General features: G+C 71.1%; 13 protein-coding genes and 1 pseudogene. 5 read left to right on the forward strand and 9 right to left on the reverse strand.

Going from position 1 to position 14,083, the window contains the following annotated elements:
* Positions 1–47 precede the first annotated feature (47 nt).
* The 3 genes from E4N62_RS13760 to E4N62_RS13770 are packed head-to-tail and all read right to left on the reverse strand — an operon-like array spanning position 48 to position 2,532.
* A complete protein-coding gene (locus E4N62_RS13760; RefSeq protein WP_230214334.1) occupies positions 48–839 on the reverse strand; it encodes an amino acid ABC transporter ATP-binding protein in 792 nt (263 codons plus the stop codon).
* Positions 836–1,675 carry an amino acid ABC transporter permease gene (locus E4N62_RS13765; protein ID WP_230214335.1) on the reverse strand — a complete coding sequence of 280 codons (840 nt, stop codon included), beginning with the start codon at positions 1,673–1,675 and terminating at the stop codon, positions 836–838. Before E4N62_RS13765 ends, E4N62_RS13760 begins: the two co-directional genes overlap by 4 nt.
* Positions 1,672–2,532: a transporter substrate-binding domain-containing protein gene (locus tag E4N62_RS13770; RefSeq protein ID WP_230214337.1), complete on the reverse strand. Its 861-nt coding sequence runs from the start codon at positions 2,530–2,532 to the stop codon at positions 1,672–1,674. The genes E4N62_RS13765 and E4N62_RS13770 overlap by 4 nt, the downstream gene beginning before the upstream one ends.
* A 173-nt stretch (positions 2,533–2,705) precedes the next feature.
* Here E4N62_RS13770 and E4N62_RS13775 point away from each other — a divergent pair, with 173 nt between their 5' ends.
* The 5 genes and pseudogenes from E4N62_RS13775 (at position 2,706) to thpD (ending at position 7,465) form a co-directional block, all read left to right on the forward strand.
* Positions 2,706–3,806 carry an aminotransferase class V-fold PLP-dependent enzyme gene (locus tag E4N62_RS13775; protein WP_230214340.1) on the forward strand — a complete coding sequence of 367 codons (1,101 nt, stop codon included), beginning with the start codon at positions 2,706–2,708 and terminating at the stop codon, positions 3,804–3,806.
* A 339-nt stretch (positions 3,807–4,145) separates the two neighbouring features.
* Positions 4,146–4,670 (forward strand): annotated as a pseudogene (ectA, locus tag E4N62_RS13780) (diaminobutyrate acetyltransferase); the annotation flags it as partial.
* 119 nt (positions 4,671–4,789) lie between these two features.
* Entirely contained in the window at positions 4,790–6,061 is a 1,272-nt protein-coding gene (gene ectB, locus E4N62_RS13785; RefSeq protein WP_184895680.1) for a diaminobutyrate--2-oxoglutarate transaminase, read from the forward strand.
* A 77-nt stretch (positions 6,062–6,138) separates the two neighbouring features.
* Complete coding sequence (locus E4N62_RS13790) at positions 6,139–6,543, forward strand: ectoine synthase (protein WP_184895678.1); 405 nt, start codon at positions 6,139–6,141, stop codon at positions 6,541–6,543.
* 25 nt (positions 6,544–6,568) lie between these two features.
* Positions 6,569–7,465 carry an ectoine hydroxylase gene (thpD, locus tag E4N62_RS13795; RefSeq protein WP_230214846.1) on the forward strand — a complete coding sequence of 299 codons (897 nt, stop codon included), beginning with the start codon at positions 6,569–6,571 and terminating at the stop codon, positions 7,463–7,465.
* 95 nt (positions 7,466–7,560) lie between these two features.
* Here thpD and E4N62_RS13800 read toward each other — a convergent pair whose 3' ends face one another.
* From E4N62_RS13800 to E4N62_RS13825, 6 genes are all read right to left on the reverse strand, one after another.
* Positions 7,561–8,655, reverse strand: a complete 1,095-nt coding sequence (locus E4N62_RS13800; protein WP_230214344.1) for a maleylpyruvate isomerase family mycothiol-dependent enzyme — start codon at positions 8,653–8,655, stop codon at positions 7,561–7,563.
* Between the two features lie 76 nt (positions 8,656–8,731).
* Entirely contained in the window at positions 8,732–9,340 is a 609-nt protein-coding gene (locus E4N62_RS13805) for an RNA polymerase sigma factor (RefSeq protein ID WP_184895674.1), read from the reverse strand.
* Between the two features lie 46 nt (positions 9,341–9,386).
* Entirely contained in the window at positions 9,387–10,445 is a 1,059-nt protein-coding gene (locus E4N62_RS13810) for an aminotransferase class V-fold PLP-dependent enzyme (protein ID WP_230214347.1), read from the reverse strand.
* Between the two features lie 192 nt (positions 10,446–10,637).
* On the reverse strand, positions 10,638–11,354 hold the full coding sequence (locus E4N62_RS13815; protein WP_230214848.1) for a DsbA family oxidoreductase: 717 nt from the start codon (positions 11,352–11,354) through the stop codon (positions 10,638–10,640).
* A gap of 311 nt (positions 11,355–11,665) precedes the next feature.
* Positions 11,666–12,274, reverse strand: a complete 609-nt coding sequence (locus E4N62_RS13820) for a DUF1349 domain-containing protein (RefSeq protein ID WP_230214348.1) — start codon at positions 12,272–12,274, stop codon at positions 11,666–11,668.
* A gap of 130 nt (positions 12,275–12,404) precedes the next feature.
* Entirely contained in the window at positions 12,405–13,934 is a 1,530-nt protein-coding gene (locus E4N62_RS13825) for an aldehyde dehydrogenase (NADP(+)) (protein ID WP_230214350.1), read from the reverse strand.
* Between the last annotated feature and the right edge of the window lie 149 nt (positions 13,935–14,083).

A 14,083-nucleotide genomic window follows, 5' to 3' on the forward strand; every position in this document is an offset into this window, starting at 1 on the left:
CCGCACCTTAAGTCAGCGCGCCGGTACCCCAGAAAGGGACGCCCTCCTCACTCCTTGCCGCCCACCTGGTCCGACGTCTCCTCCTCCACGTCCGCCATCGCCGGGTCCAGCAGTCGCGACAGGAAGTGCCGTGTCCGCTCGTGGCTCGGACTGCCGATGACCCGGGCCGGGGGGCCTTCCTCGACGATCACGCCGTCGTCCATGAAGACGACCCGGTCGGCGACCTCGCGGGCGAAGGTCATCTCGTGGGTCACCACCATCATGGTCATGCCCTCCTGCGCGAGCATGCGCATGACCGCCAGGACGTCACCCACCAGTTCCGGGTCGAGGGCCGAGGTCGGCTCGTCGAAGAGCATCACCTCGGGGCCCATCGACAGCGCGCGGGCGATCGCCACGCGCTGCTGCTGGCCGCCGGAGAGGGAGGCGGGGTAGGCGGCCGCCTTCTCCGACAGGCCCACCCGGGACAGGTTCTCCGCCGCCACGTTTGCCGCCGTCGCCTTGTCCCGCTTCAGGACCCGGCGCTGCGGCAGCGTGAGGTTCTCGGTCACCGTGAGGTGCGGGAAGAGGTTGAACTGCTGGAAGACCATGCCGATCCGGCGGCGCACGGCGTCGATGTCGACGTCGGGGTCCGTCAACTCCGTGCCGCCGACGAAGACCTGGCCCTCGGTGGGTTCCTCCAGGAGGTTCACGCACCTGAGCAGGGTCGATTTGCCGGAGCCGGACGGGCCGATGACACAGACCACCTCGCCCCGCCCGATCTCCAGGTCGATGCCCTTCAGCACCTCGTTGTCGCCGAACGACTTGTGCAGACCGCGTACGTGGATCTCGGGCCGGTTCATTTCACGGCCTCCTGGGCCTTCGCCTCCATACGGCGTACGACGAAGCCGAGCGGGATGGTCACCAGCAGGTAGCACAGGCCGGCGACCAGGATCGGCGTGGAGTTGGCGGTGGTGCTGGCCAGGTCACGGCCGTACTTGGACAGTTCGCGCTCCTCCAGGGTGACGCCCAGGAAGAGGACCAGCGAGGAGTCCTTGAAGAGCAGGACCAACTCGTTGGTGAGCGGCGGCAGGATGATCCGGAACGCCTGCGGGATGATGATCGAGACCATCGCGCGGGCGGGCGAGAAACCCAGCGAACGGGCCGCTTCCATCTGGCCCTTGGGAACCGCCTGGATGCCCGCGCGGATCGTCTCCGCCATGTACGCGGCGGCCACCAGACCGAGCGCGAGCGCCACCTTGCCGTACGTGCCGCCGGGGATCTCCGTGCCGGGGAAGGCCAGCGGCACGGCGACGCCGATGAAGATGAAGATCAGCAGGGCGGGCAGGCCCCGGAAGATCTCGATGTACACGCCGGCGAACCAGCGGTACGGGCCCACCGACGACAGCCGCATCAGCGCGATGACCATGCCGAGGACGAGTCCGAACACGAAGCCGGACAGCGTGTACAGCACGGTGTTCTTCAGGGCCAGCGTGATGACGTCGGGGAACATCTGCTGGGCGATGTCCCACTGGGCGAACTGGTTCTTCAGCCGGGCCCAGTCCGCCGACACCGCGAAAGCGACGACGGCGGCGACGAACAGCGCGTACTGCGCGCCCCGGGAGAGGGCGCGCTTCTGGCTCCGGCTGAGGCCCTTCTTCTTCGGCTGGAGCGCTGTGTCCGAGTCGGTCCCGCTCATGAGGCCGACGGGGAGGCCGAGGCGGCGCTCTCGTCGTACGGGCCGATCCACTGCTCGTACAGGTCCTTGTACGTGCCGTCGGCCCTGGCCTCCGCCAGCGCCTTGTCGATCGCCGCGAGGAGCTTGGCGTTGCCCTTCTTGACCGTGAAGCCGTACTCCTCACCGGTGTTGATCTGCTCGGCCACGGTGTAGGCGTCGGCGAGGGTCGCGTCCTTGAGCCAGCCCTGGACCACCGGGTAGTCGATGACGACGGCGTCGACCTGGCCGGCGCGCAGGCCGTTGAGGACGGCGTCGGAGGACTCGAAGGAGACGGGGTCGAGGCCCTGGCTCTTGGCGTAGTCCTCGCCGGTGGTCTGTGCCTGGGTCCCGACCTTGTAGTCCCCGTCGCCCTTGAGGTCCGCGAAGGAACGGATGTCGGCCTTCTTGGCGGCGAGAACGGCCTGCGTCGCCTCGAAGTAGGGGTCGGAGAAGTCGACGTTCTTCTTGCGCTCGTCGGTGATCGTCATACCGGCCGCGGCGAGGTCGCACTCGCCGGAGTTCAGGAAGGCGCCCGTCTTGAAGTTCTCGAACGGGGTGTCGACGATGTCCTGCTTCACCCCCAGGTCCTCGGCGACGAGGTCGATCAGGGACACGTCGAAGCCCTGGACCTTGCCGTCGATCTCGGACTGGAACGGCGGGTACGGCAGGTGGGTGCAGGTCGTGAGCTGACCGGCCTTCACCAGTTCGACCCCGCCGGCCGCGGTCTTGGTGGCGCCGCTGCCGCCGTCGTCCGAGGAACAGCCGGCCACGAGCAGCAGTCCGGCCGCGGCGGTGGTGGCGGCCAGGATGCGGGTCCGGCGTCCGGGGACCGAGTTCACGGGGAGACCTCCTGTAGGAAAACTGAGACAACCGATGATAAGGAAATCTTTGGCCTGCTCAAACTATTCCGATGGCTACCGACCCGTCTGACCTCCGATGTCGCCGGTGAGGGGCGCCCAGGTGCCGTCGGTACCCTCGTCACCATCTACCCCGTCAGTGAAGAGAGCACCCCGTGACACACCCGTTTCTGGATCTGGCCCCGCTGAGCGCGTCGCACTTCGCCGCGATCGAGGACCGGGTGGCCCGGCTGCTCTCCACCGAACAGGACGTCGTGATCACCCAGGGCGAGGCGCTGCTGCCGCTGGAGGGCGCGATCCGCGGGGCCGCCGGGCCGGGCACGACCGCGCTGAACGTGATCACCGGTCCGTACGGGCAGACCTTCGGTAACTGGCTGCGGGACTGCGGGGCGACGGTCGTCGACCTGGCGGTGCCCTTCCACACGGCGGTGACGGCCGGTCAGATCCGGGACGCCTTCGCCGAGCACCCGGCGATCGACTTCGTGTCGCTGGTCCACGCGGAGGCGGCGACCGGCAACACCAACCCCGTGGCGGAGATCGGCGAGGTGGTCCGCGAGCACGGCGCCCTGTTCTACCTGGACGCGGTGGCCTCCGTCGGCGCCGAGCCGGTGCTGCCGGACGCGTGGGGTGTCGACCTGTGCGTCATCGGGGCGCAGAAGGCGATGGGCGGGCCTGCCGGGGTCTCCGCGATCTCCGTGAGCGAGCGGGCGTGGGCGCGGATGGCGGCCAACCCGCGGGCGCCGCGCCGCTCGTACCTCTCGCTCCTGGACTGGAAGGAGCGCTGGATCGACGGCGGTCGCCGGGCCCTCCTGCACGCGCCCGCCCAGCTGGAGATGCTCGCCCTGGAGGCCTGCCTGGAGCGCATCGAGGCGGAGGGGCTCGACACCGTGATGTCCCGGCACGCGTCCGCCGCCGCGGCGACCCGGGCCGGGGCGCTCGCGCTGGGCGGGGGCCTGGAGCCGTACGTGCGCGAGGCGGCCGACGCCGCGCCGGTCGCCACGACCCTGCGGTCGCCCGCCGGGGTCGACGCCGCGGAGCTGGTCGGCAAGGCGCTCGCCACGGACCCGGCGCTCCCGCTGGCCGCCGGTGGCGGAGCCCTCGCCGCGGAGATGATCCGCGTGAACCACTACGGCCCCGACGCCACCCCGGGCGTCGTGCACTCCGCCCTCGCGGGACTGGGCGCGGCCCTGGCGGAGTTCGGCGCGAGCGTGGACCTGGAGGGGGCCCGGCGGGCGGCGGCGGAGGCCTGGGCGTAGGGAAGCACTTCCGCCGGGGGAATTGCATCGACTTTCACAACAGGAATACAGTGGAATTCACAGCGCAGAATCCCGTATTCTTCTGCCCGCTCTTCCCTCGTCTAAACGCAAAAGTTTCGCGAACACCCGCGGGGACGGTTCGAGCAGAAGTCGTGAGGGTTACGTACATGTGACCGACTCCACAGCCCGCCCGTTTTGTACGGTAATTTACGGGTGAAACCAACCATAACGACTGGGCACGCTGGGGGTCTTCACGCCCGCGTGATAACACGAGAACGGCCCATATGTAACCCTGCGCGGCGATGCAATTCGAAATTCCCATGGGTAAATTCAAGCCCCATGACTGCCGCACAAGCAGAACCACTGACGGAAATCGCGGAAGGGATTCGGATCGATCGCCCGGACGTGTCGGACGGCGCGTCCCTCTGGCGCATCGCCAGCGAGTCCGGAGCCCTGGACCTGAACTCCTCGTACAGCTATCTCCTGTGGTGCCGGGACTTCGCGGACACCTCGGCGGTGGCGCGGGACGAGTCCGGGGAGCCGGTCGGGTTCGTGACCGGGTACGTGCGGCCGGAGCGGCCGGACACCCTGCTGGTGTGGCAGGTGGCCGTCGACGAGGCGCACCGAGGGCTCGGGCTCGCGGCCGCGCTGCTGGACGGGCTCACCGCCCGGGTCGCGCGACGGCACCCGCTGACCACCCTGGAGACGACCATCACCCCCGGTAACACCGCCTCCGAGCGCCTGTTCGCCGCGTTCGCCGAGCGGCACGGCGCGAGCGTCGAGCGCACGGTCCTGTTCGAGGCGGGGGACTTCCCGGACGGCCCGCACCAGCCCGAGGTGCTCCACCGCATCGGCCCGCTGACCCCTGAGACCCGCCGCCCGTCCCGGGTCCCCGCCCGACCGGCGTCTCCGCCCGACCGGAGGCACCCTTCTCCACTCCCCTTCTCCCCTCACCCTCCCCACGCACCGAGGAGCGATTCGACGTGACCATCACCCAGCCCGACCTGAGCGTCTTCGAGACCCTGGAGTCCGAGGTGCGCAGCTACTGCCGCGGCTGGCCCACCGTCTTCGACCGCGCGCAGGGCAGCCGGATGTTCGACGAGGACGGCCACACGTACCTGGACTTCTTCGCCGGCGCCGGTTCACTCAACTACGGCCACAACAACCCCGTGCTCAAACGCGCCCTCATCGACTATCTGGAACGGGACGGCGTCACCCACGGGCTCGACATGTCGACGACGGCCAAGCGGGCGTTCCTGGAGTCCTTCCAGAACCTGGTGCTGCGGCCGCGCGACCTGCCGTACAAGGTCATGTTCCCGGGGCCGACGGGCACCAACGCGGTGGAGTCCGCGCTGAAGCTGGCGCGGAAGGTGAAGGGGCGCGAGGCCATCGTGTCGTTCACCAACGCCTTCCACGGCATGTCGCTCGGTTCGCTCGCCGTCACCGGCAACGCCTTCAAGCGGGCCGGGGCGGGGATCCCGCTGGTGCACGGCACCCCGATGCCGTTCGACAACTACTTCGACGGCACGGTCGAGGACTTCCTGTGGTTCGAGCGGCTCCTGGAGGACCAGGGCTCCGGGCTGAACAAGCCCGCCGCGGTGATCGTGGAGACCGTGCAGGGCGAGGGCGGCATCAACGTCGCCCGTCCGGAGTGGCTGCGCGCGCTCGCCGAGCTGTGCGAGCGGCAGGACATGCTGCTCATCGTCGACGACATCCAGATGGGCTGCGGTCGTACGGGCGCCTTCTTCTCGTTCGAGGAGGCCGGCATCACGCCCGACATCGTCACCGTCTCGAAGTCGATCAGCGGCTACGGGCTGCCGATGTCGCTCTGCCTGTTCAAGCCGGAGCTGGACATCTGGGAGCCGGGCGAGCACAACGGCACCTTCCGCGGCAACAACCCCGCGTTCGTGACGGCGACGGCCGCGCTGGAGGCGTACTGGGCCGACGGCTCCGCCATGGAGAAGCAGACCCGCAAGCGCGGTGAGCAGGTCGAGCAGGCGCTCATCTCCATCACGGAGGAGAACCTCGCCGACGTGAAGGAGTACCGGGGCCGCGGCCTGGTGTGGGGCATGGAGTTCCACGACAAGGAGCGCGCGGGCCGGGTGGCCAAGCGGGCCTTCGAACTCGGGCTGCTGATCGAGACGTCCGGCCCGGAGAGCGAGGTCGTCAAACTGCTGCCGGCCCTCACCATCACCCCCGACGAGCTGGACGAGGGCCTGCGCGTCCTCGCCCGCGCCGTCCGGGAAACCGTCTGAGCAACCGTCTGGGTAATCGCCCGGGTAATCGCCCGGGACACCGTCAGAGAAGGCTGAGAAGGAGGCCTGGAACCACCGTGATCGTCCGTTCTTTCAAGGATCTGGAAGGCACCGACCGGCACGTCAAAGCCGCGTCCGGCACGTGGGAGAGCAAACGCATCGTCCTCGCCAAGGAGAGGGTCGGTTTCTCCCTGCACGAGACGGTCCTCTACGCGGGCACGGAGACGTCGATGTGGTACGCGAACCACATCGAGGCCGTGGTGTGCGTCGAGGGCGAGGCCGAGCTGACCGACAACGAGACCGGGCGCACGTACACGATCACGCCCGGGACCATGTACCTCCTCGACGGGCACGAGCGGCACACGATGCGGATCAAGGAGGACTTCCGCTGCATCTGTGTGTTCAACCCGCCCGTGACCGGACGGGAGGACCACGACGAGAACGGCGTGTATCCGCTGCTCACCGAGCCCGAGGAGGTGTGACATCACCATGACCACGACCACCACGATGAACACTGCCACCACCGTCCCCGACCTCTACCCCAGCCGCGGGGCCACCGAGGTGTCGGTCCCGCGTCAGGACCCGGTCGTCTGGGGCTCCCCCGGCACGCCCGGTCCCATCTCCCTCGCCGAACTCCAGGCGTACGAGCGCGACGGCTTCCTCCCCGTGGAGCAGTTGATCGAGCCGGACGAGGTCGCCGTGTACCGGCAGGAGCTGGAGCGGCTCGTCGCCGATCCGGCGATCCGCGCCGACGACCGCTCGATCGTCGAGCCGAAGTCGCAGGAGATCCGGTCGGTCTTCGAGGTCCACCGGATCAGCGAGCTGTTCGCGCAGCTGGTGCGGGACGAGCGGGTCGTCGGGCGGGCCCGGCAGATCCTCGGCTCGGACGTCTACGTCCACCAGTCGCGGATCAACGTGAAGCCGGGCTTCGGCGCGTCCGGGTTCTACTGGCACTCCGACTTCGAGACCTGGCACGCCGAGGACGGGCTGCCGAACATGCGGACGGTGTCCGTCTCGATCGCGCTGACCGAGAATTACGACACCAACGGCGGTCTGATGATCATGCCGGGGTCGCACCGGACGTTCCTCGGCTGCGCGGGCGCCACCCCGAAGGACAACTACAAGAAGTCGCTGCAGATGCAGGACGCCGGCACCCCGTCCGACGAGGCGCTCACGGCCATGGCGTCCGAGTACGGCATCAAGCTGTTCACGGGCAAGGCCGGTTCGTCGACCTGGTTCGACTGCAACTGCATGCACGGGTCCGGTGACAACATCACACCGTTCCCGCGCAGCAACGTCTTCATCGTCTTCAACAGCGTGGAGAACGCGGCCGTGGAGCCGTTCGCCGCGCCGGTACGGCGGCCGGAGTTCATCGGCGCACGGGACTTCACCCCGGTGCGGTGAGCCCACCGTCCCCCTGACGGGCCCGGGCGGTCGCCACCCCTGAGCGACCGCCCGGCCCCTTCCGCATGCCTATGGGGCGCGTACGTCCACGAGCCCTAGAGCCAGGCCAACGACGCCGCCCTCTCCAGCACGTCCCGTGCCGCGCTCTCGTCGCCCGTGATGGCCCTCGGTACCGCCTCCGGGGTGTGGCGGCCGCCGACGAGGAGGCAGAAGTCGACGGGATCCAGGCTGAGTTCGGCGTGCACGGGGCCCGTGTCGTCGCCGAGGATCCAGCTGGTGCAGGTGGGCCCGGTGACCTCGAAGAGGACGGGCGGCGCGTCGTGCAGGGCCAGACCGAGGATGCGGACGGCCAGCCGGACCAGGGACCACAGATGCTCGGCGGGGGGCGGCGGCACGGGGAGGCCGAGGGCCCGGCCGATGTCGTCCGTGTGGATCCAGGCCTCGAAGGCGCGGATCACGAAGTGGTCGGCGACCGGCAGCCGCAGGCCCAGCACCGTGACGGGGCGGGCGGCGAGTTCGGGGTCGGCGGCCTCGGAGGTGGCGAGCAGCGCGGCGGCCTGCGCGGCCCACGTGGCGACCGTCTGCGCGGGCGTGCGCCGGTGCTCGTGGGCGATGACGTCGGCGGTGCGCCGGGCCCAGGCGTCCCCGGCGGGGATCCCGTCCGGGATGTGCGAGACGGGCAGCCCTGTGTCGACGCCCAGGCATACGGCCAGGTGTTCGTCGGCGGCGACGAGGTGGGCGACGGTGGCGTGGGCGTCCCAGTCGTGCACGACCGGGACGCCCCAGCGGCCCTCCACCTCCGGTACCAGCGCCTGGAGTCCGGCCACGGCCGCGGCGTAGGGCGCCGCGTGGTGGGCGATCTCGGCGGCCCGGGGGCGGCGGGAGCGGAGGGCGAGCGAGAGGACGCCGTCGGCGCCCGCGTCCACGCCACCACCGCCCGGGCCACCGGCCACGGCACCGCCCGGGCGCCCGGGCGCCGCGCCATCCGGGTGCCCGTTCACCGCACCGCCCGGGCGCCCGTCCGCTGATCCGTCCAGCAGTCGTACCGTGTCGCGCAGGCGTTCCGCCTCTGCCGCGCACGACGGGCAGGCGGCCAGGTGCGGGGTGACTCCGCGCAGGTCGCCGGGCGGGAGCGCGCCGACGGCCCAGGCGGCCAGCAGCTCCCGCACGCCGTCGTGGTCGTTGGTCATCGCGCGCCGCCCTTTCGCCCTGCCACGTCCACGATACGCAGGTGCCGCGCGCTCCGGACGGTCCCGTGCGCCCCCATCACGCGCCCCTTGCCGCTGCCGGATCCGGTGGGTCCGCGAGGGACTCCGCCAGTTTGCGCAGCGCCGAGCGGAGGCGGGTCTTCGCGGTGCCCTCGGGTATCCCGAGCTCGACGGCGGCCTGGCGGTAGGTGCGGCCCGCGAAGTAGGCGAGGTGGACCACCTCCCGCTGGGGGCGCGGGAGTTCGGCGAGGGCGGTGTGCAGCTTCAGGGAGCGCTCGCGCTCGACGACCGCCTCGGCCGGGTCGGGGCCCGCGTCGGGGATGGCGTGCAGCGCCGAGTCGTCCGCTCGGACGTCCTTGCGGTGCCGGGCCTCACCGCGCACCCAGTCCACGGCCCGCCGGTGGGCGACCATGGACAGCCAGGTGCGCAGCGAGCCCCGGCGCGCGTCGAAGCCGTACGGCCTGCTCCAGAGCTGGGCGAAGACCTCCTGCGCCACGTCCTCGGCGGCCGCCGGGCTGCGGGTGACCCGGACGGCCACCCGCCGGACGAGTCCCCCGTACGCCGCGTACGCCTCACGCAGCGCGGACTCGTCCCCGTACACCAGCCGCCGATGCAACTCCACATCGATGGACGGCTGTTCGAGCGTCGGCTCCACCGGCACCACCACCTAGTGATGCCCTTCCTAGCGTCCTGGGGCGGTCCGCGCCAGTGGGTCAGGGAAGTCGGCCGGACAGGGCGTCCAGAAGCCGGTCGACGTCCGCCGGTGTGTTGTACAGGTGGAAGGCGGCCCGCAGATGGCCCGCGCGATCGGAGACCTCGATCCCCGCTCGGCTCAACTCCGCCTGCCGCCGCCCGAGTCCGGGCACCGACACGATCGCCGACCCGGGCGCGGGCACCGGCTCGCGGCCCAGCGCGGCGAGACCCGCGCGGAACCGGTCGGCCAGCGCCAGGTCATGGTCCCGTACGTTCGCCACGCCCAGCTCGTCGATCAGCGCCAGGGAGCGGCGGGCGCCCGCGTAGGAGAACAGGCTGGGGCTCTCGTCGAACCGGCGGGCGGAGCGGGCGAGTTCCTCGACCGGGCCGTAGCAGCTGTCCCACGGCTCCTCCCCCGCGACCCAGCCGGCGAAGACGGGGGTGAGCCCGCCGAGGTCCTCCGGAACGACGAGGAAGGTGACTCCGCGCGGGCACAGCAGCCATTTGAAGGCGACGGCGACGACGTAGTCGTACGCGTCCGCCTCGATCGGCAGCCAGCCGGCGGACTGCGACGCGTCGACGAAGGTACGCGCTCCCCGCTCCCGGGCCGCCTCGCGGATCGCGTCCAGGTCGGCGACCCGGCCGTCGGCGGACTGCGCGGCGCTCACCGCGACGAGTGCGGTGCCGGGCCGCACCGACTCGGCGACGCGCTCCAGCGGCACCTGGCGCACCTTGAGGTCACCGCGCACATGGAAGGGGTTCACGAGGGACGCGAACTCGCCCTCGGCCGTCAGCACCTCGGCGCCCGCCGGGAGCGCGGCGGCGATCAGGCCGCTGTAGACGGCGACCGAGGCCCCGGCCGCCACGCGGCGGTCCGGCACCCCGGTGATCCGGCCGAACGCCGCCCGCGCGGCCTCCACGTCGGCGAACATGTCCTGCGGCTGCCCGGCGGCCACGGACTCCACGGCCGCCCTCATCGCGTCGACCGCTCGGGCGGGCAGCAGGCCCGTACTGGCGGTGTTCAGGTAGGTGTTCTTCGGGACGAACTCGGCACGAACGAGGCTCTCGAAGGTTTCCATGGGACCACTGTGGGGCCGGGCGCATCCCACGTCCATTGAGAAGTTTTGCGCCCTGTCCCCAAGCAACGCTTATGCATGGCGCCTGACCTGCACCGCGGCGCCCCCTTTAGGGGCGCGGGGAACCGCGCGAGCAACCACGACGGACCCGCGGCCCGCGAGCCACCGCACCCCTACTGCGCTGCCCGGCGCCCTTTACTGAGGCACCGCACACCCGTCCGGCCCACAAGCCTCCGCGCCGTCCGCCGCCACGACAGCGAGCGGCGCGGGCCGCTCTCCCCACGCCTGGGCGAGCGCCTTCTCGAACACCTCCGAGGGCTGCGCCCCGGACACCCCGTACTTCCGGTCCAGCACGAAGAACGGCACTCCGTTCGCGCCGAGCGCAGCGGCCTCCCGCTCGTCCGCGCGGACGGCGTCCGCGTACGCGTCGGGGTCGGCCAGCACCTTGCGCGCGGCCTCCTCGTCGAGCCCGGCCTCGACGGCCAGTTCGACCAGGTAGTCGTCCGCGTCGGCGTACACGGACCGCTCCTCGGCGAAGTTCGCCCGGTAGAAGGCCTGGAGCAGTTCGCTCTGCCGCCCCTGTTCCTTGGCGAAGTGGATCAGGCGGTGCATGTCGAAGGTGCTGCCGTGGTCACGGCCCTCCGCCCGGTAGGCGAGCCCCTCGGCCGCCGCCTGCTCCCGCAGGTTGTGCTCACCGGCCTGGGCCTGCGCCTGGCTCATGCCGTACTTCTTGGTCAGCATGGTGAGCACGGGCTGGATGTCGCCCTTGGCGCGGTTCGGGTCGAGCTCGAAGGAGCGGTGCACCACCTCGACGCCGTCGCGGTGCGGGAAGGCCGCGAGCGCCTTCTCGAAGCGGGCCTTGCCCACGTAGCACCAGGGGCAGGCGATGTCGCTCCAGATCTCGACGCGCATGGTCACAGCTCTCTCCAGGTCGTACGGGTACGGAGACGGCCTCCGCCTCCACGGTGGATGAACGTTCAAGCAGCTCGGCTCATTCCCGGCCGGGGGTCTTTCGCCCCCGCCGCCCCTACCCGTCCCGTCCTCAAGGGGCTGCGCCCCTTCGACCCCCACAGCGCGCCTCCGATGGGACTTCCCGCGCGGTTCCCCGCGCCCCTTTCGGGGCGCGGCCTCAGCTGCCGTTCCTGAGGTCCTCCGGCCAGTTCGGGCGGAACTCGATCTCGTCGTAGGTGACCACGCAGCCCTCACCCATTCGGGGCGCGGCCTCAGCTGCCGTTCCTGAGGTCCTCCGGCCAGTTCGGGCGGAACTCGATCTCGTCGTAGGTGACCACGCAGCCCTCACCCATCGGGGACTGCGTCATGAACCCGATCAGGGCGGCGCCGCTCTCCCGCTCGCCGGCGAGGGTGAAGAGGCGGACGAAGGTCCACCGCTTGCCGTCGCGGGAGGCGTGGAAGGCGAAGGCGCGGCCGGTGCGGCTGACCCGGAGCCAGACCGAACTGCCCTCGACGGTGAAGGAGTTGGCGTCGTCCGAGTGCCCCCGGGTGACCACCGTGCACACGGTCGGCACATCGGGGGAGTTCTCCAGGCAGAGCTTCGCCCAGGCCCGCTCCCCCACGTGCACGTACAGCACGCCCGCGTCGAACCCGGCGGCGAAGCCGACGGTGACGCGGGCGATCAGCTGGAAGTCCCCTTCCGGCGCCCCCAGCAGCCGGGGCGCGTCCGATTTCGGGTCGAGCCCCTCGTCCGTGGGCGGCACGAACCGGTCCTGCCGGGCACCGGCCCATCCGGTGAGCACCCCGTCCTCGTAGGACCAGTGCCCGTCGGGGCCATAGGTGCGAAGGGGGAAGGGGAGTTCGGGAATTTCGACGTCCATCGGGGGATTCTCGCAGCTCCCGGCCCACATCAGCAGGCTTTTAGGGGCGCGGGGAACTGCGCGAGCAACCACGACGCTCGCGCAGCCCGGAACCGATCCGCACCCCTGCCTACGGCGCTCCCGCAGAGGGCTAGCGCTCAAGAACCCCGTTGAACCGCCGCGGCAGCCCCAGCGGGTTCTCGTCCCGCAGCTCCGGCGGAAGCAGCGCCGAGGGCGCACCCTGGTAGGCCACCGGCCGCAGCCACCGCTCGATGGCCGTGCCACCCACCGACGTGGACGTCGACGTGGTCGCCGGGTAGGGCCCGCCGTGGTGCTGGGCAGCCGCCACGGCCACACCCGTCGGCCAGCCGTTCACGAGCACGCGCCCGGCCAGCGGCGTCAGCTCGGCCAGCAGTTCCGGCCCGCGCCCGCCCTCGGCCGCCTCCTCACCCGACACGTGCACCGTCGCGGTGAGGTTGCCCGGCAGCCGGGACAGCACCGACTTGGCCTCGTCCTCGTCCTCGTAGCGGGCCACGACCGTGAGCGGCCCGAAGCACTCCTCCAGGAGCAGGTCGTGCTCGCCCTCGGCCGCCAGCCTGCCGGCCGGGACGGTCAGGAACCCGGGGCTGACGGTGTGCTCGCCGCCCGCGCCGGCGGTCACCGGCGACTCGACGTCCGGCAGCTCGGCGCGCTCGGCGACCCCGGCGAGGAAGTTGTCACGCATCCGGTGGTCCAGCAGGACCCCGGAGTCGACGTCGCTGACCGCGTCGGTGAGCGACTTGAGCAGCCGGTCGCCGGCGTCACCGGCGGGCGCCAGCACCAGGCCCGGCTTGACGCAGAACTGGCCGACACCGAGCGTCATCGACCCGGCGAGCCCGGCGCCGATCGCCTCCGCGCGCTCGGCGGCGGCGGCCTCGGTGATGAGGACCGGGTTCAGGGAGCCCAGCTCTCCGTGGAACGGGATCGGCACGGGGCGCGCGGCCGCCGCGTCGAAGAGGGCACGGCCGCCGCGTACCGAACCGGTGAAGCCGGCGGCGGTGACGAGCGGGTGCTTGACCAGCTCGACGCCCGCCTCGAAGCCGTGCACGAGGCCGAGGACGCCCTCGGGGATGCCGTGCTCGGCGGCGGCCCGGCGCAGCACGATCGCGACCAGCTCGGACAGGGCCGGGTGGTCGGGGTGGGCCTTGACGACCACCGGGCAGCCGGCGGCCAGCGCGCTCGCCGTGTCACCGCCGGGGACGGAGAAGGCGAAGGGGAAGTTGGAGGCCGAGTACACGGCCACGACGCCGAGGGGGACCTTGTAGCGGCGCAGGTCCGGGATGGGCGGGGTGGCGGTGTCGTCGGGGTGGTTGATCACCACATCGAGGAAGGCGCCCTCGTCGACGATGTCGGCGAAGGCCCGCAGCTGGTAGCAGGTGCGGGCGAGTTCGCCGGTGAGCCGGACCGGGCCTAGCGCGGTCTCGGCGTCGGCGACCTCGACGAGCTGGTCCTTGGCCGCCTGGAGCTGGTCGGCGGCGGTGCGCAGGAAGGCCGCGCGGACCGTGCGGTCGGTGAGGGAGGCGCGGGCGGCGTGCGCCGCGCGGACGGCGGCGTCGACCTCCTGGGCTGTGGCCTCCACCGCAACCTGCTCGCGCTGCTTCCCGGTACGGGGGTCGACACTCCAGACTGGTGCTGCTGCCACCGCGGGTTCCTCCACGTATTTCTGGGTCGATTCCCAGGGGTATATCTGGGTCATTCACCAGCGGCGTTCGATATGCTGAACACCGTCTCTGATGATGAATATTCTGTCGGAGACTATATCTTCAGCTTCTCGCCGAACGAAGGGGTCAC

The sequence above is a fragment of the Streptomyces sp. MNU76 genome, from assembly GCF_020982545.1.
Classification (GTDB): Bacteria; Actinomycetota; Actinomycetes; order Streptomycetales; family Streptomycetaceae; genus Streptomyces.